Raw genomic sequence first — 17,038 nt, forward strand, 5'->3', positions numbered from 1 at the left:
GTCCTATCCGGCGAGGGCGGGTACGGGTCGGGAGTCGTCGTCCGGCGCGCCGGGCGGGCGGCCGAGGGCGGGGTCGGCGGCGCCCCGGGCGGCGGCGCGGGCCATCAGCGTCCAGTTGGTGCCGGCGAGCGCGCCGAGCAGCAGGGTGAAGCCGATCAGCGAGGCGAGCATCAGCGCGGGGTCGACGTCGGAGACGGCCCGGTCGGTGGGCAGCAGCCCGTACGCCACCCAGGGCTGGCGGCCGACCTCGCGCGCGATCCAGCCGAGGATCACCGCGACGAGGGGCAGCGGCAGGGTGAACAGGGTCAGCCAGAGCGGGAACCGTAGTCGGATGATCCAGTCCCGGAACAGCAGCGGCAGCAGCAGCCAGAGGGCGCCGAGGGTGAAGCCGATCAGGATCATGAAGCCGAGCCCGACGCTGGCCAGCACCGGCGGGGTGTAGTCGGCCGGGCCGAACCGGGCGGTCCAGTCGGCGACCAGCGCGTCGGCGCCCGGCCCGCCGCCGAACTTGGTGGGCTGGGCCTCGCCGACCGGCCCGAACTGGGCGAAGCCGAACCCCTGCACTCCGGTGATCGCGACGGCGGCGGTGACCAGCCCGATCCGCAGCGAGGTGCGGAAGAGCGCGAAGTCCGGCGTACGACGGATCAGGTGCCCGGCGCTGACCGCGGCCATCAGCACCCCGCCGGTGAGCAGCCCAGCCGCGACCACGTGCCCGAACGCCATGCCGAGGGTGGGGTTGGTCAGCAGCGCGCCGAGGTCGGTGAGGTGAGCGACCCCGTCGTGCAGCTCGTACCCGACCGGGTGCTGCAGCCAGGCGTTGGCCACCAGGATCCAGAACGCCGAGGCGTACGCGGTGACCGCGACGCCGCAGAGCAGGGCGAGGTGGACGCCGCGTCGCAGCCGGTGCCAGCCGAAGATCCACATGCCGAGGAAGGTGGACTCCAGGAAGAAGGCGACCAGCGTCTCGATCGCCAGCGGGGCGCCGAAGACGTTGCCGACGTAGCGGGACAGCCCGCTCCAGTTCAGCCCGAACTGGAACTCCATCACGATCCCGCTGGCGATGCCGACCACGTAGTTGATCACGTACAGCTGGCCCCAGAAGCGGGTGAGTCGCTCCCAGCGCGGGTTGCCGGTGAGGAACCAGGCGGCCTGCAGGCCGACCAGCAGGGTGACCAGCCCGATGGTGACCACCACGAAGAGGAAGTGGATCGAGGTGGTGGTGGCGAACTGCAGGCGCGCGAGGAGCAGGGTGTCCATGGCCGCTCTCCAGAGGTTGGCTCGCTTGTGATAGGGAGCCTACACGTAGCTTGCCTACCTATAAATACTACGTGGCGTAGTAATATCGGCCGCACCGCTCCCTCGCCCGACCGTGCCCACGGTCAGCTCAGGAAGAGGGAGATCGGCAGCGCGACCAGGGTGGTCGCCACCGCCAGCGCGGTCGCGCCGAGCAGCCGGGGCGGCCGGTCCGGGGTCATCAGCCGCTGCACCCGTACGTCGAGGTCCCGGTCGCCGACGCCGAGCGCGCCGGCCGGGGTGATCCGGTCGCCGCAGGCGGCGAACCGGCGCAGCGCGCCCGCCAGGGGCGCCTCCGCGTGCAGCTCGCGGGCCTTGTCGTCGGCGCGCATCTCGACCAGCAACGCCACCCGCGCGTGCGCGTCCCGCACCCAGCGGAACCAGGGCAGCGCCCGGCACAGCGCGGTGAACGGCAGCAGCACCAGGTCGTGCCGCTCCTGGGCGTGCGCCCGCTCGTGGGTCAGCACCGCCGCCAGCTCGGCGCGGTCGAGCAGGCTCAGCGTGCCGGCGCTCACCACCACCCGGGGCCGGACCCCGGGCAGGCAGTACGCCGCCGCGCTCGGGTGGTCCAGCACCAGTGCGCCGGGCACCGACGGGTCGCGGCGGGCGACCAGCGAGAGCAGGTCCCGGTGCCGGCGCTGGGCCCGGACACTGGCGTGCACGCTGCGCACGGTGGTGCTCAGCAGCACCGCCCCGATGCCGAAGCCGACGCCGACCAGCCCGAGGTGGGCCGCGCCCAGCCCGGCGGGCAGCGTGCCGTGGCTCAGGTCGACGACGAGCGCGACCAGCGCGCCGCCGGTCGGCCGGTCGTACGCGGCCAGGCCGACCGCCATCGGCAGGCCCATCGCGGACAGCCCGAGCGCCAGCCCGACCGCCTGCCAGCAGACGATCGCGACCCGGGGGGCGCGCCACGTCCAGGTGGCCCGCGCCAGCACCTGGGCGGTGAGGTAGCAGGCCAGCATCGACGCGGCGAAGTGCACGGCGAACGCCACGGCAGCCGCCCTACCGGTCCGTCGCCTCGTCGGGGCGGCGCACCCGACCGGCGTGCGGATCCTCGACCCGGCCGGTCAGCCCGGCCTCGGCGCCCAGCGCGGCCCGCAGCACCTCGGCCTCGGTGCCGGTGACCGACCGGGCGAAGCGCACCAGCGCGGCGTCCCGACTGCCGCCGAGGTCGAGGGCGTCCAGCATGAGCTGGGCGATGTGCTGCTCACGGCTGGCCGCGGCCCGGTAGCGCCAGGCCCGCCCCTCCCGCTCGCGCTGCACCATGCCCTTGCCGGCCAGCCGGTCGAGCACCGTCATCACGGTGGTGTACGCCAGCTCGCGCCCGTCCAGCGCGTCGGCGACCTCCCGCACGGTCACCCCGTCGGACGTGCCCGGGACCACGTTCCACAGCACGTCCATCACCGCACGTTCCAGATCACCGAGCCGAGTCACGCAGCAATCCTACCCCCCGTAGTAGATCCCACCCACCCCCGTCAGACGCCCTTGGGGTGCCAGACGGTCTTCGTCTCCAGGAGGGCGGTCATCCGGGTGATGCCCGGATCGGTGGACCAGTCGTGGTCGGCCGGGGCCGGGCGGAGGACGCGCTTGAGGTTCTGCGCGGCGGTGACCTCCAGGTCCGCCGCCAGCTCGGCGTCGGTCACCCCGGTCAGGTCGAGCGCGTTGACGTCCAGGTGCCCGGCCAGCGTCGGCACGGTCTCCTTCAGGTGCCCGGTGAGGATGTTCACCACCCCGCCCGGCAGGTCGGAGGTGGCCAGCACCTCGGCCAGGGTCACCGCCGCCAGCGGCGCCGAGGGGGACGCCGCCACCACCACGGTGTTGCCGGTGACGATCGCCGGGGCGATCACGCTGACCAGGCCGAGCAGCGCCGGCTGCTCGGGGGCCACCACGGCCACCACGCCGGTCGGCTCGGGCGCGGAGAGGTTGAAGTACGGCCCGGCCACCGGGTTCGCGCCGCCGTACACCTGGGCGAGCTTGTCGGCCCAGCCGGCGTACCAGACCCAGCGGTCGATCGCCGCGTCGACCTCGTCGGCCGGCACGCCGAGGGCGACGAACTGCTCGCGGCGGCCCTCCAGCATCTCGGCGACCCGGTAGAGGATCTGACCCCGGTTGTACGCGGTCGCGCCGGCCCACCCCTTGACGGCGGCGCGGGCGGCGACGACGGCGTCCCGGGCGTCCTTGCGGGAGGCCAGGGAGACGTTGGCGGACTGCACGAGATACGACCGTCCCGACTCGCTGCGGGGGAACTTGCCCCCGATGAAGAGCTTGTACGTCTTGCGTACCGCGACCCGCTCAGACATTGAGGTACCCCTCCAGCCCGTGCCGGCCGCCCTCGCGACCGTAGCCCGACTCCTTGTAGCCGCCGAACGGCGAGGTGGGGTCGAACTTGTTGAACGTGTTGGCCCAGACGACGCCGGCGCGCAGCCGGTCGGCCGTCCAGAGGATGCGGGAGCCCTTGTCGGTCCAGATCCCGGCGGACAGCCCGTACGGCGTGTTGTTGGCTTTTTCCACGGCCTCGGCCGGGGTGCGGAAGGTCAGCACGGACAGCACCGGGCCGAAGATCTCCTCGCGGGCGATCCGGTGCGCCTGGGTGACCCCGGTGAAGATGGTCGGCGCGAACCAGAAGCCGCGGTCGGGCAGCTCGCACGGCGGCGACCAGCGCTCCGCGCCCTCGGCGGAGCCGGCGTCCGACAGCTCGCGGATCCGCTCCAGCTGGGCGGCCGAGTTGATCGCGCCGACGTCGGTGTTCTTGTCCAGCGGGTCGCCGACCCGCAGCTGGGCCATCCGCCGCTTGAGCGAGTCGAGGACCTGCTCGGCGACGTTCTCCTGGATCAGCAGCCGGGAGCCGGCGCAGCAGACGTGCCCCTGGTTGAAGAAGATGCCGTTGACGATCCCCTCGACCGCCTGGTCGATCGGCGCGTCGTCGAAGACGATGTTGGCGGCCTTGCCGCCCAGCTCCAGGGTGAGCTTCTTGCGGGTGCCGGCGATCGAGCGGGCGATGGCCCGGCCGACCTCGGTGGAGCCGGTGAAGGCCACCTTGTCGACGCCCGGGTGCTCGACCAGGGCCCGGCCGGTCTCCCCGGCGCCGGTGACGATGTTGACCACGCCGGCCGGCAGGTCGGCCTGCTGGCAGATCTCGGCGAAGAGCAGCGCGGTCAGCGGGGTGGTCTCGGCCGGCTTGAGCACCACCGTGTTGCCGGCGGCGAGCGCCGGGGCGATCTTCCAGGCCAGCATCAGCAGCGGGAAGTTCCACGGGATCACCTGCGCGGCGACGCCGAGCGGCTTCGGGTTCGGCCCGAACCCGGCGTGCTCCAGCTTGTCGGCCCAGCCCGCGTAGTAGAAGAAGTGCGCGGCGACCAGGGGCAGGTCGACGTCGCGGGACTCCTTGATCGGCTTGCCGTTGTCCAGCGACTCCAGCACGGCCAGCTCGCGGGAGCGCTCCTGGATGATCCGGGCGATCCGGTAGAGGTACTTGGCCCGGTCGCGGCCCGGCATCGGACCCCAGACCCGCTCGTACGCCGTCCGGGCGGCGCGGACCGCGCGGTCCACCTCCGCCTCGCCGGCCCAGGTCACCTCGGCGAGCACCTCCTCGGTGGCCGGGTTGATCGACTTGTTGCGATCCTCGCCGTCGACGAACTCGCCGTCGATGAACAGCCCGTACGAGGGCTTGAGGTCCACCACCGAGCGGGACTCGGGCGCAGGGGCGTATTCGAACATCACGCTCAGTCCAGGGTGAAGTAGTCGGGACCGGAGTAGACGCCGGTCGTCAGCTTGGTGCGCTGCATGAGCAGGTCGTTGAGCAGGCTGGACGCGCCGAAGCGGAACCAGTCCGGGTCGAGCCAGTCCGGGCCGACGGTCTCGTTGACCATCACCAGGTACTTGATCGCGTCCTTGGTGTTCTTGATGCCGCCGGCCGGCTTCACGCCGACCTGCCGGCCGGTGGCCGCGCGGAAGTCGCGGACCGCCTCCAGCATCACCAGGGTCACCGGCAGCGTGGCCGCGGCCGGCACCTTGCCGGTGGAGGTCTTGATGAAGTCGCCGCCGGCCAGCATGGCCAGCCAGGAGGCCCGGCGCACGTTGTCGTAGGTGGCCAGCTCGCCGGTTTCCAGGATCACCTTGAGGTGGGCTGCCGGTCGCCCCTGGTGACCGCCATCAGCAGGGCCGCAGGCTTCCTTGACCGCAACGATCTCGTCGTAGACCTCGGAGTAGCGGCCGGCCAGGAACGCGCCCCGGTTGATCACCATGTCGATCTCGTCGGCGCCGGCCTCGACGGCCGCCCGGACGTCGGCCAGCTTGATCTCCAGCGGGGCCTGACCGGAGGGGAACGAGGTAGCCACGCTGGCCAGGTGCACGTCGCTGCCGCGCAGCACCTCGGCCACGTACGGGACCATCGCCGGGTAGACGCAGACCGCGCCGACGTGTGGGCAGGACGGGTCGGCCGGGTCGGGGCGCAGCGCCTTCGCGGCCAGCGCCCGCACCTTGCCCGGGGTGTCCGCCCCCTCCAGGGTGGTCAGGTCGACCATCCGGATGGCCAGGTCGATCGCCTGGGCCTTGGCGGTGGTCTTGATGGAGCGGGTGCCGAGCTGTGCCGCCCGCTGCTCCGCGCCGACCTGGTCCACGCCCGGCAGGCCGTGCAGGAAGGTCCGCAGAGCGGTCTCGGATCGTCCCAGTTCGGTCAGGTCCGACCGGGCCGACGTCGCTGTCGCCGTCATGCCCCGAAGTCTACGCATCCGCGCGTCGGGTGATCTTGGTCACGTTCCCTCCGTCGGGTGGGCCACACGTGAGCGGCGTCGCTGGTCACCCCGCACCCGCACCGGCGGCGCGCCCGGGGCGGTAGGTTGAGCGACCGTGGACGTACACGTCATTGACCACCCGCTCGCCCAGTCGCGGCTGACCGCCATGCGGGACGCCCGGACCGACTCGTCGTCGTTCCGGGCCGCACTGCACGAACTCACCACCATGCTGGTGTACGAGGCCGCGCGCACCTTCCCCGTCGAGCGGTACCCGGTGCAGACGCCGGTCACCGGCACCGAGGGCACCCGGCTGGCCAACCCGCCGCTGCTGGTGCCGGTGCTGCGGGCCGGCCTGGGCATGGCCGACGCCGCGCTCGGCCTGCTGCCCGAGTCGTCGATGGGCTTCGTCGGCCTGGCCCGGGACGAGAAGACGTACGAGCCGCGGGCGTACATGGAGTCGCTGCCGCGCGACCTGGCCGGCCTGCCGGTGCTGGTGCTCGACCCGATGCTGGCCACCGGCGGCTCGCTGGAGCACTGCTGCCGGCTGCTCGCCGACCGGGGCTGCACCGACATCACCGTGCTCTGCGTGCTGGCCGCCCCGGTCGGCATCGCCCGGCTGGAGAAGTCGGGCCTGCCGCTGCGCCTGGTGACGGCGAGCATCGACGAGGGCCTGAACGACGACATGTTCATCGTCCCCGGCCTGGGCGACGCGGGCGACCGCCAGTTCGGCGGAATGCCCCGGTTCTGAGCTCCCCGCCCCGGCGGCGGGCGAGTTGGTACCCCGTCGGGTGCGCGCAGGCGCTACCGTTCCGGGCCATGACTGGTGTTGCGCTCGCCGAAGAGCTGCTGCTGCTGGGGTACGACGACGAGACCGGCCGGGCGACCATGACCCGGATCGGGCTGGACCTGGGGATGGCCGCCGCCGTCCTGGTCGAGCTGGCGCTGGCCGGCCGGGTCGCGTACGCCGAGGGGAACCTGGTGGCCGCCGACCCGACGCCGGTCGGTGAACCGATCCTTGACGCGGTGCTGGCCCGGATCGCGGCCGACACCCCGCACACCCCGTCCTCCTGGGTGCAGCGGCTGCGCCACGGCCTGCGGGACCGCATCCTCCAGGACCTGGTCGACCGGGGCGTGGTCCGGGACGTGGAGGAGACCGAGCTGGAGTTCATCGTGGTGCACCGCTACCCGGTGGCGGACCGCTCGGTGGAGCAGGAGACCCGCCGCCGGCTGGCCGAGGCGCTGGCCGACGGGCAGCTGCCGGACGAGCGCACCGCCGCGCTGGCCACCCTGGTGGCGGTGCTGCGGATGGAACCGGCGCTCGGCCTGACCGGCGAGGCGGCCGCGGACGCGCACCGCCGGCTGGAGGAGATCGCCGGCGGCGCCGGCTTCTCCGGCACGGTCAGCCTGGACGACTCGGTGGTCCGCCCGTCGGTGGGCCTGGTCATCGCCGCCCTGGGCCAGGCCGTCGACCACGCCCTGGGCAAGCTCCCCTGAATCGCCGATCGTCACCCGGCGTGCTCGCGGCCTTCCGCCTGAGCCGCCATTACTCACTGTGACGGCGGGGCGGCACTCAACTGTCGCCCCGGCCGCCGCACCGCCCGGTGCGCGGCGCTGAGCTGCTGCTTTGTCCGCGCACCGGGAAGCGCCGGCGCACCCTCGCTCCCCGCTTTGCTCTGCTGCCACCGACGCGACAGCCACCCTTCGTAGCTGTAGCGTCAATGGCAGCAGAGCAAAGCGTCCGAGCGGGGTCGGCCGGTCGTCCCGCTACGGTCACCGTGGGTGATGGGCCCCGCGCCGCTGGGGGTGCGACGCCACCGCGCCCGCGCACCCACCGCCCCGAGAGGGCTAGACGCCCAACGCGGCGGCGATCTCCGTGCGGAGCGCCGCGACGGCGGCCTGGGCGCGGGTGCGGGCCGCCGCGACGTCGCCGTCCGCGACCGGCTCCACCACCTCCAGGTACGCCTTGAGCTTCGGCTCGGTGCCGGAGGGGCGGATCACCACCCGGGCGGCGTCGGTGCGCAGCACCACCACGTCCGAGGCGGGGAGCAGGTCCTCCACCGCGGTGACCGGGTGCCCGAGCAGGGTGGCCGGGGTGGCGGCGCGGATCCGGGCCATCGCGCCCGTGATCACCCGCAGGTCGTCCACCCGCACCGAGAGCTGGTCGGTGTGGTGCACGCCGAACTCGGCGGCCAGCTCGTCCAGCCGGTCGGTCAGCGTGCGGCCCTGCGCCTTGAGGCCGGCGGCCAGCTCGGCGACGGTCAGCGCGGCGGTGATGCCGTCCTTGTCCCGGACGTGCTCCGGTGCCACGCAGTAGCCCAGCGCCTCCTCGTACCCGAAGACCAGCGGCTGTGCCCCACCACCGGCCCGGACGATCCACTTGAACCCGGTCAGCGTCTCGTCGTACGGCAGCCCCCGGGCCGCGCACATCGCCCGCAGCAGGGACGACGACACGATCGTGGTGGCGTACAGGCCGGTCACCCCGCGGCGCATCAGGTGGTCCGCGAGCAGCGCGCCCACCTCGTCGCCGCGAAGCATCCGCCAGCCGCCGGTCGAGGCGTCCCGGACGGCCACCGCGCAGCGGTCCGCGTCCGGGTCGTTGGCGATCGCCAGGTCGGCGTCGATCGTGTCGGCGAGGGCGACCAGGTGGTCGACCGCGCCGGGCTCCTCCGGGTTGGGGAAGCTCACCGTCGGGAAGGCCGGATCCGGCTCCGCCTGGTCGGGCACCACCCCGGGCACCCCGAAGCCGGCCCGGGCGAACGCCGCGGTGAGCACCGCCGCGCCCACCCCGTGCAGCGGCGTGTACGCCACCCGCAGGTCGCGCGGACCGCCCGGGTCGACCACGGCGGCCGCCCGGTCGACGTACGACGCGACGACGTCGTCACCGAGGGTCTGGCCGGGCGGGCCGAGCGGCACCTGCGCCAGCGGGCCGACCGCCCGGATGGCCGCCTCGATGCCGGCGTCGGCCGGCGGCACGATCTGCGCGCCCGCGCCCAGCGGCCCACCGAGCCGCGCGCCCAGGTAGACCTTGTAGCCGTTGTCCTGCGGCGGGTTGTGGCTGGCGGTCACCATCACGCCGGCCACCCCGCCCAGCTGCCGGACGGCGTACGCCAGCACCGGGGTGGGCAGGGGTCGGGGCAGCAGCAGCGCCGGCCGGCCCGCTCCGGTGGCCACCTCGGCGGTGCGCTCGGCGAACGCCCGGGAACCGTGCCGGGCGTCGTACCCGATGACCAGCGGACCCTCGCCGCCCTGGGCGGCGAGCCAGCCGACCAGCCCGGCGGCGGCCCGGGTGACCACGGCGAGGTTCATGCCGTTGGGGCCGGCCCGCAGCGGGCCGCGCAGCCCGGCGGTGCCGAAGGTCAGCGGCCCGGCGAACCGGTCGGCCAGCTCCGGCGCGCTGCCCGGCAGCCCGTCGAGCACCGCCCGCAGCTCTTCCCGGCTGGCCGGGTCCGGGTCGTCGTCGAGCCAGCGCCGGGCCTGGTCGCGAATCTGGTCAAGGTCAGTGGTCTCCGCCGCCATTGCCTATGGATAGCACGGCGGCGGAGCACCACGTCCGGTCGGCCTCGACTCAGTTGGCCGCGGTGAGCTGGAACGTCTTCGCCATCTCGTCGAAGATCGGCTTGCTCTCCGCGAAGTTCGCCTGGCTGGAGGTGAGGTAGAAGGAGTACATCTTCCCGTCACTCAGCACGCCCCGCCACACGCCGTGCCGCATCGCGTCGCCCTCGCCGCAGGTGTACTCGAACTGGACGCCCGGCTTGCCCGCCGTGCCCTGATCGTTCATCGCGACCTGGGTGTACGGCTTGCCGCAGGTGGTGCTCTTGGTGCGCAGGAAGTTCTGGGCGACCTCCGCCCAGCGGTCGGGCGTGCCCTTCCACTTCTCGGCCAGGATGCGCACCTTGCGCCCCTCGTCGGCCGGGTCGACGTAGTCGACGTAGGAGCCGCCGGTCGCCTTCTGCCAGCCCTTGGGGACCATGAGCTGCACGCCCTTGGCGTTGTGCTCCTGCATCTCCGGCAGCGGGCCGGCCGCCGGGGCGGTCGGCTGGGCCTGCGTCGGCGCCGGCGGCTGCGGGTCGCCGCCGCTGGTCAGCGCCACGATGCCGAGCAGCAGCAGCACGGCGACGCCGCCGGCCGCGGCGAGCTGGAGCTTGCGGGGCCAGCCCTTGACGGTGCCGACCAGGTTGCCGCCGAGCGCCTTCGCCCGGTCGAGGGCGCCACCGGTGCCGCCGCCGGTCGGGGCGGTCGCCGGGGACGTCCAGGACTGGCCGGTGCCGGGCACCGACCACTGACCGCCGCCGTACACCGGCTGGGTGCTGTCCGCGCCGCCGGCGTACACCCGCTGGGTGGTGTCGGCGGAACCGCCGTAGACCCGCTGGGTGGTGTCGCCGGCGCCGATCCGCCGGGTGGCGTCCGGGCCGCCGGCGAACCCGGCTTCCGGGGCGCCCGGGTACCCGGCCGGCGGGCGACCCGCGGTGGGCATCGCGCCGGTGGGGGTGTGCAGCGGGCCGGCCAGGGCGTCCGCGCTGGTCTCCTCGAGGCCGGCGGCCGGGGCCGGCGTGGCCGGGGTGGGCCGCTCGCCGCGCCGCAGCGCCGCCAACCGGTCGGTCAACGACTCGCCCGGGCCGATCATCGCCCGGCCGCCGATCTGGCCGCTCGGCTTGGGCTCCGGCGCGGCGGGCGGGGCCGGGGGCGCGGCGGGACGCTGCACCGGCACCACCGCGTACGGGTCGGTGACCGAGTTGACCGCGGTCGCCGTGCTGGTCAGCGGGCCGGCGAGCAGCTCGCGGAGCATCGCCCTGGCGGTGTGCACGTCGAGCCGGCGGGCCGGGTCCTTCTCCAGCAGGCCCATCAGCACCCGGGTCAGCGGGCCGCTGCGCTGCGGGGTGGCCGGCGGGTCCTCGACCACGGCGTGCATGGTCTCGATCGGGTCCCCCCGGTCGAACGGCGGGCGCCCCTCCACCGCGGTGTAGAGCGTCACGCCGAGCGAGAACAGGTCGCTGGGCGGGCCGAACTCCTGGCCCATGGCCCGCTCGGGGGAGATGAAGTGCGGCGAGCCCAGCACCATGCCGGGCGTGGTGAGCTGCACGTCGGTGGGCATCCGGGCCACCCCGAAGTCGGTCAGCACGCAGCGCCCGTCGGTGCAGATCAGCACGTTGGCCGGCTTGACGTCGCGGTGCAGCACGCCGTTCGCGTGGGCCACCTCGAGCGCGCCGAGCAGCGCCACACCGATCTTGGCGACCGCGCGCGGCGCCACCGGGCCGTCCTCGATCACCATGTCGGCCAGGCTGCGGGCATCCAGCAGCTCCATCACGATCCAGGGGCGGCCACCCTCGGTGACCACGTCGTACACCTGCACCACGGCCGGATGCTGGATGGCCGCGGCGGCGCGGGCCTCGCGCAGGGTGCGTTCGTACATGGCGTCCCGGTCGCTGGGGGCCAGCCCGGGGGGCAGCACGACCTCCTTGACCGCCACGTCACGCCGCAGCAGGGTGTCGGCGGCACGCCAGACCGTGCCCATGCCGCCGTTGCCCACCGCGGAGCGCAGCGAGTAGCGCCCACCGATGGTGGTGCCGGGTGCCGCGCGTCCGTTGGAGGGACTGACTGGTCCGCCGCTCCACGTCGGGATCTGAGTCACAGAAAAGCCACCGGGGGATATCGAGGGGGCTGGGACACAACCCCCCTATCTTGCTGGTTCCGACGCCCGATGCGAAACCCGACGCGGCGGTCCTTTGCCGAACCAGACGGTAGGTACCCGGTTGTTCACCTGGGGTCGACGCGTCGGTCGCCGCCGCGTGTGTGCGGTATCCCTCACCCATCGATGCCGTCCGGCGTCCTACCATCCGGTGATGAGCGAACGGTCGAGCGAGTCCGGTTTCCCCATCAAGGCCGTCTACACGGCCGACGACCTGCCGGGGGAGTTGGACGACCGGCTCGGCGGGCCGGGCGAGTTCCCGTACACCCGTGGGGTCTACCCCACCATGTACACCTCCCGGCCGTGGACCATGCGGCAGTACGCCGGCTTCGGCACGGCCACCGAGTCCAACGCGCGCTACCACCAGCTGCTGCGCGCCGGCACGATGGGCCTGTCGGTCGCCTTCGACCTGCCCACCCAGATGGGGTACGACTCGGACGACCCGATCGCGCACGGCGAGGTGGGCAAGGTCGGGGTGGCGATCGACTCCATCGAGGACATGCGGCTGCTGTTCGCCGGCATCCCGCTGGACAAGGTCTCCACCTCGATGACGATCAACGCCCCCGGCTCGGTGCTGCTGCTGCTCTACCAGCTCGTCGCCGAGGAGAACGGGGTCGCCGGCGGCGCGCTCAACGGCACCATCCAGAACGACATCCTCAAGGAGTACATCGCCCGGGGGACGTACATCTTCCCGCCGAAGCCGTCGCTGCGGCTGGTGGCCGACACCTTCGCGTACTGCCGCGCCGAGGTGCCCAAGTGGAACACCATCTCCATCTCCGGCTACCACATGGCCGAGGCCGGCGCGACGCCCGCGCAGGAGATCGCGTTCACGCTGGCCAACGGCGTGGAGTACGTCCGGGCCGCGCTGGAGGCCGGGCTGGCCGTGGACGACTTCGCGCCCCGGCTGTCGTTCTTCTTCGTGGCCCGCACCACGCTGCTGGAGGAGGTGGCGAAGTTCCGCGCGGCCCGGCGGATCTGGGCCCGGCTGATGCGTGACGACTTCGGCGCCAAGGACCCGAAGTCGATGATGCTGCGGTTCCACACCCAGACCGCGGGCGTGCAGCTGACCGCCCAGCAGCCCGAGGTGAACCTGGTCCGGGTGGCGGTGCAGGGGCTCGGCGCGGTGCTCGGCGGCACCCAGTCGCTGCACACCAACAGCTTCGACGAGGCGATCGCGCTGCCCACCGAGAAGGCCGCCCGGCTGGCGCTGCGGACCCAGCAGGTGCTGGCGTACGAGACGGACCTGACCGCCACCGTCGACCCGTTCGCCGGGTCGTACGTGGTGGAGGCGATGACCGCCGAGATCGAGGCGGCCGCGGTGGAGCTGATGGAGCGGGTGGCCGACCACGGCTCGGCGGTGGACGCCATCGAGGCGGGCTTCCAGAAGCGCGAGATCGAGCAGTCGGCGTACCGGATCGCCCAGGAGATCGACTCGGGTGAGCGGGTGGTGGTCGGGCTCAACCGGTTCACCGTCGACGCCGACGAGCCGTACGAGCCGCTGCGGGTGGACCCGACGATCGAGGCGGCCCAGGCCGAGCGGCTGGCGAAGCTGCGCGCCGAGCGGGACTCCGGCGCGGTGGAGCGGGCCCTGGCCGAGCTGCGGGCCGCCGCCGAGGGCGACGCGAACGTGCTCTACCCGATGAAGGAGGCGCTGCGGGCCCGGGCCACCGTGGGCGAGGTCTGCGGGACGCTGCGCCAGGTGTGGGGGACGTACCGGCCGAGCGACCGGTTCTGACGCTCGGCGGCCCGGCCGCGCTACGGTCGGTCACCGGGAACCGATGCCGGCACGCGGCCCGGTCGTCGCGCCCAGGAGTACGACCGGCGGGTGGGGCGTGTGTCACCGGTGTTGCGGGGTAACCCGAACGGGTGATCCGGGACGGACAGCGTGTCCGGTCGTGGCCAGTGCGGTCGTGCCACGCTCTGGAGTCGGCTGACCGCCCACGGTCGTCGGGTAATTGTCGGAGCGTCAGTTAATCGGTGCGACTAATGCGACAATTCGGAACGACGGCCCCGGATCGACGGCGATTTAGCGACCGCCGGCACGGTTACGCGGTGTAGGAGGTGTGGGGCAGATGACGGCGTTCGAACCCGATCTACCTGCTGTCCCGCAGATTTTCGAGCCCTCTCACCAGGGGGTAAGTGACGCTGCGCGGTCTGATCACTACCGTAGCGAGGTTGCGCAGCGTCACCGACGGAGGTCTAGGCTGTCTGCTGTCCGCCCCGAAGATCCATCCATTCCTAGTGATCGAGAATTCGACGTGACGAGTGCGTTGACGCTGCCCAACGGCGGCCAGCTGGCGTCGTCCTGGCCCGAGGCGCCGTCCGGATCCCAGCCCCTGCCGGGCGAGCTGGATCACCTGCTGGCGCTGCGGGTGCCCGGCCTCATCGCCACCCGCCGGCACATCCACTCCCACCCGGAGCTGTCCGGCGAGGAGTTCGAGACGGCCGCGCTGATCGCGCGCGAGCTCTCCCTGGCCGGCCTGCAGCCGCGGCTGCTGCCCAAGGGCAACGGGGTGGTCTGCGACATCGACGGGCGCCCGGACGGGCCGGTGATCGCGCTCCGCGCCGACATCGACGCGCTGCCGCTGAGCGACCCGAAGGACGTCGCCTACCGGTCCACGGTGGACGGCGCCTGCCACGCCTGCGGTCACGACGTGCACACCACGGTGCTGCTCGGGGTGGGCATGCTGCTGGCCCAGCTCAAGGACCTCGGCCAGCTCGACGGGCGGGTCCGGCTGATCTTCCAGCCGGCGGAGGAGATCCTGCCCTGCGGCTCGCTGGAGGTGATCGAGGCCGGCGGCCTGGAGGACGTGGTGCAGATCTTCGCGCTGCACTGCGACCCGGCCCTGCCGGTCGGCAAGGTCGGGCTGCGGGTCGGCCCGATCACCGCCGCGGCCGACAACGTCACCGTCCGGCTCACCGGCCCGGGCGGCCACACCGCCCGCCCGCACCTGACCGTCGACCTGGTCGACGCGCTGGGCCGGCTGGTCACCGAGGTGCCGGCCCTGGTCAGCCGCCGGGTGCCGGCCAACAGCGGGCTGCTGCTGGTGTTCGGCCACGCCTCGGCCGGCACCCGGTACAACGTCATCCCCTCCGAGGCGTCCGCCTCGGGCACCCTGCGGGTGATGGACCGCGACACCTGGGAGCAGGCGCCCAAGATCGTGGCTCAGGTCGTCCGGGACGTCCTCGCGCCCACCGGCGCCACGGTCGACCTGGAGTACCTGCGCGGCCGCCCGCCGGTCAGCAACGACGCCCGGGCGATCCAGGTGCTGACCGCCGCCACCGCGGCCGCGCTCGGCCCGGAGGGCATCGCCGAGACCCCGCAGAGCATGGGCGGCGAGGACTTCTCCTGGTACCTGGAGTACGTCCCCGGCGCGCTGGCCCGCCTCGGCGTCGGCCGGTCCGGGCCCAACGTGGACCTGCACCGGGGTTCGTTCGACGTGGACGAGCGGGCCATCCCCGCCGGGGTACGCCTCATGGTGCAGACGGCGCTGCGGGCGCTGGCGGCGGCTCGGTAGCGGTCGCCGTCGGCGCCCCACCCGGTGCCGGTGTCGCCTGCGGGCCGCCCTGGGTCGGCACCGGCGGGGCCGGTCGCGTCGGTGGGTGCTGCCCGGCCGGCGTCGGCCACGGCCCGACGGAGGCCGGCGGGCGCAGGGCGCCGAGCGGGGCCGCCGGGGGCCGGTTTCGCCGGCGGCGGCGCAGCGCCACCACCAGCGCGGTCAGCGGTACGCCCAGCACCAGCAGCCACGGCAGCAGCGCGCCGAGCACGGTGAGCAGCACGCCCATCGAGGCGACGAAGACCCGCCAACCACCGCGCAGCCCCACCAGGAAACCGGTGTCGGTCGCCTCGCCGGCGGTCGACGCGTCCGCCCCGGTGAACGTCACCGTGATGGTGGACAGCGCGGTCAGGTCGGCCAGCCGGCGCTTCTTCGCCTCCAGCGAGGCGAGGTCGGCCTCCCGCTTGCCGACCTCGTCCTCCAGCGTCGTCAGCTCGCTGATCGAGGTGGCCCGGGCGAGCAGCTTCCGGGCACTGTCCACCCGGGCCCGCTGGGTGGCGATCCGGGCGTCCAGGTCGACGGTCTCGTCGGTGACGTCCTCGGTGTGCACCTCGCGACTGCGCTGCCGGCCGTAGCCGGCCAGTTCGTCGACGAGCGCGGTGAACCTCGCGGCCGGCACCCGCAGCTCCAGCCGGGCCTCCGCCACCGCGTCCTCGCTGTGCCGGTTGTCGCCGCCGACGAAGCCGCCGGCCGCCGTCACCGCGGCCGTGGCCCGGCGGGCCGCCCGGTCCACGTCGTCTACCTCCACCTCCATCGTTCCGGTGTAGACGATCGCCCGCTGGTCGACCCGCAGGTCCGGCGCGCCCGCCCCGGCCTTCCCCGGTTCCGCCTTGCCCGGCTCGGCCGCCCCGCCGGCCGGCGCGTCCGCCCGTGACCCGCTGCTGTCGCCCGAGTCCGCGCCCGACCCGCAGCCGGCCAGCAGCACCGCCGCCAGCCCCACCGTCGCCGCGCACACTGCCGTGCGACGGCGCCCACCTCGTACGTTCATCCCCGCTCCGTCCTTCGCGATGTGATGCCTCGGACGCGGCGCGACACCGCGCCGGTTCCGGCAGACTGCCTCCAGGACGTCACGATTCGGTGGTGGAGGAGTCACGATGCGAGTCACCAAGTACGCCCACTCCTGCCTGCGGGTGGAGCACGACGGCGGGGTGTTGGTGGTCGACCCCGGGGTGTTCAGCGACCCGGCGGCGCTCGATGGGGCGGACGCGGTGCTGATCACCCACGAACACCCCGACCACCTGGACGTCGAGGCGGTGACCCGCGCGCTCGGCCGCCGGCCGTTCCCGATCCACGGGCCGGCCTCGCTCGCCACCACCCTGGGCGACGCGGCCGAGGCGCTCACCCCGGTACGCCCCGGTGACGCGTTCACCGCCGCCGGCGTGCCGGTCACCGCCCACGGCGGCCGGCACGCGGTCATCCACCCCGACATCCCGGTGGTCGACAACCTGGGGTACCTGCTGGCCGGCGCGGTCTACCACCCCGGCGACGCGCTGCACGTGCCCGCGGGCGTCGAGGTGGACACGCTCTTCGCGCCCATCCACGCGCCCTGGTCGAAGTTCTCCGAGGTGGTCGACTTCATCCGGGCGGTCGCGCCGCGCCGGGCGTACGCCCTGCACGACGCGTTGCTCAACGCCAACGGGTACGGCGTCCTCGACCGGCAGTACACCGCGCTGTCCGGCACCGACTACCAGCGCCTCGAGCCGGGCACCCGGATCGACGCCTGACCCATGAGCGCGAGGAGTGAGCCGGTTCTGCGAGCCCCGCAGTCG

The 17,038-nt window shown here is 73.6% G+C and carries 14 protein-coding genes; 5 read left to right on the forward strand and 9 right to left on the reverse strand.

What is annotated here, in order from left to right; translation table 11 throughout:
• Positions 1-3: 3 nt before the first annotated feature.
• From ACFY3U_RS17110 to deoC, 6 genes are all read right to left on the reverse strand, one after another.
• On the reverse strand, positions 4-1,257 hold the full coding sequence (locus ACFY3U_RS17110) for a cytochrome ubiquinol oxidase subunit I (RefSeq protein WP_387201948.1): 1,254 nt from the start codon (positions 1,255-1,257) through the stop codon (positions 4-6).
• A 122-nt stretch (positions 1,258-1,379) separates the two neighbouring features.
• Entirely contained in the window at positions 1,380-2,285 is a 906-nt protein-coding gene (locus ACFY3U_RS17115) for a M56 family metallopeptidase (RefSeq protein ID WP_387201951.1), read from the reverse strand.
• A 10-nt stretch (positions 2,286-2,295) separates the two neighbouring features.
• The gene (locus ACFY3U_RS17120; protein WP_387201954.1) at positions 2,296-2,727 is read right to left on the reverse strand and encodes a BlaI/MecI/CopY family transcriptional regulator; all 432 of its coding nucleotides are present in this window, start codon (positions 2,725-2,727) and stop codon (positions 2,296-2,298) included.
• Between the two features lie 41 nt (positions 2,728-2,768).
• The gene (locus tag ACFY3U_RS17125; protein WP_387201957.1) at positions 2,769-3,593 is read right to left on the reverse strand and encodes an aldehyde dehydrogenase family protein; all 825 of its coding nucleotides are present in this window, start codon (positions 3,591-3,593) and stop codon (positions 2,769-2,771) included.
• The gene (locus ACFY3U_RS17130) at positions 3,586-5,010 is read right to left on the reverse strand and encodes an aldehyde dehydrogenase family protein (protein WP_387201960.1); all 1,425 of its coding nucleotides are present in this window, start codon (positions 5,008-5,010) and stop codon (positions 3,586-3,588) included. The genes ACFY3U_RS17125 and ACFY3U_RS17130 overlap by 8 nt, the downstream gene beginning before the upstream one ends.
• Positions 5,011-5,015: 5 nt before the next feature.
• Positions 5,016-6,005, reverse strand: a complete 990-nt coding sequence (gene deoC, locus ACFY3U_RS17135) for a deoxyribose-phosphate aldolase (RefSeq protein ID WP_387201963.1) — start codon at positions 6,003-6,005, stop codon at positions 5,016-5,018.
• Between the two features lie 136 nt (positions 6,006-6,141).
• Here deoC and upp point away from each other — a divergent pair, with 136 nt between their 5' ends.
• Together upp and ACFY3U_RS17145 are read left to right on the forward strand one after the other, a co-directional pair.
• On the forward strand, positions 6,142-6,774 hold the full coding sequence (upp, locus tag ACFY3U_RS17140) for a uracil phosphoribosyltransferase (protein ID WP_387201966.1): 633 nt from the start codon (positions 6,142-6,144) through the stop codon (positions 6,772-6,774).
• 68 nt (positions 6,775-6,842) lie between these two features.
• Positions 6,843-7,520 (forward strand): GPP34 family phosphoprotein, encoded by a 678-nt coding sequence (locus tag ACFY3U_RS17145; protein ID WP_387201969.1) that lies wholly within the window; start codon positions 6,843-6,845, stop codon positions 7,518-7,520.
• Between the two features lie 351 nt (positions 7,521-7,871).
• On the opposite strand, the gene ACFY3U_RS17150 is transcribed toward ACFY3U_RS17145, so the two are convergent.
• Together ACFY3U_RS17150 and ACFY3U_RS17155 are read right to left on the reverse strand one after the other, a co-directional pair.
• Positions 7,872-9,542 (reverse strand): phospho-sugar mutase, encoded by a 1,671-nt coding sequence (locus ACFY3U_RS17150; RefSeq protein WP_387201972.1) that lies wholly within the window; start codon positions 9,540-9,542, stop codon positions 7,872-7,874.
• 49 nt (positions 9,543-9,591) lie between these two features.
• Complete coding sequence (locus ACFY3U_RS17155) at positions 9,592-11,655, reverse strand: serine/threonine-protein kinase (protein ID WP_387201975.1); 2,064 nt, start codon at positions 11,653-11,655, stop codon at positions 9,592-9,594.
• Between the two features lie 211 nt (positions 11,656-11,866).
• On the opposite strand from ACFY3U_RS17155, the gene ACFY3U_RS17160 reads away from it, so the two are divergent.
• Positions 11,867-13,447, forward strand: coding sequence for a methylmalonyl-CoA mutase (locus tag ACFY3U_RS17160; protein ID WP_387201978.1), 1,581 nt, complete (start codon positions 11,867-11,869; stop codon positions 13,445-13,447).
• Between the two features lie 523 nt (positions 13,448-13,970).
• On the forward strand, positions 13,971-15,230 hold the full coding sequence (locus ACFY3U_RS17165) for an amidohydrolase (RefSeq protein WP_387201981.1): 1,260 nt from the start codon (positions 13,971-13,973) through the stop codon (positions 15,228-15,230).
• Here the strand turns inward: ACFY3U_RS17165 and ACFY3U_RS17170 are convergent.
• Positions 15,187-16,278, reverse strand: coding sequence for a DUF4349 domain-containing protein (locus tag ACFY3U_RS17170; RefSeq protein WP_387202273.1), 1,092 nt, complete (start codon positions 16,276-16,278; stop codon positions 15,187-15,189). The two genes, ACFY3U_RS17165 and ACFY3U_RS17170, sit on opposite strands and share 44 nt — an antisense overlap.
• A gap of 85 nt (positions 16,279-16,363) precedes the next feature.
• Here ACFY3U_RS17170 and ACFY3U_RS17175 point away from each other — a divergent pair, with 85 nt between their 5' ends.
• Positions 16,364-16,993, forward strand: a complete 630-nt coding sequence (locus ACFY3U_RS17175) for an MBL fold metallo-hydrolase (RefSeq protein ID WP_387201984.1) — start codon at positions 16,364-16,366, stop codon at positions 16,991-16,993.
• The last annotated feature ends 45 nt before the right edge of the window (positions 16,994-17,038 follow it).

The sequence above is a fragment of the Micromonospora sp. NPDC000089 genome (assembly GCF_042899365.1).
Classification (GTDB): domain Bacteria; phylum Actinomycetota; class Actinomycetes; order Mycobacteriales; family Micromonosporaceae; genus Micromonospora.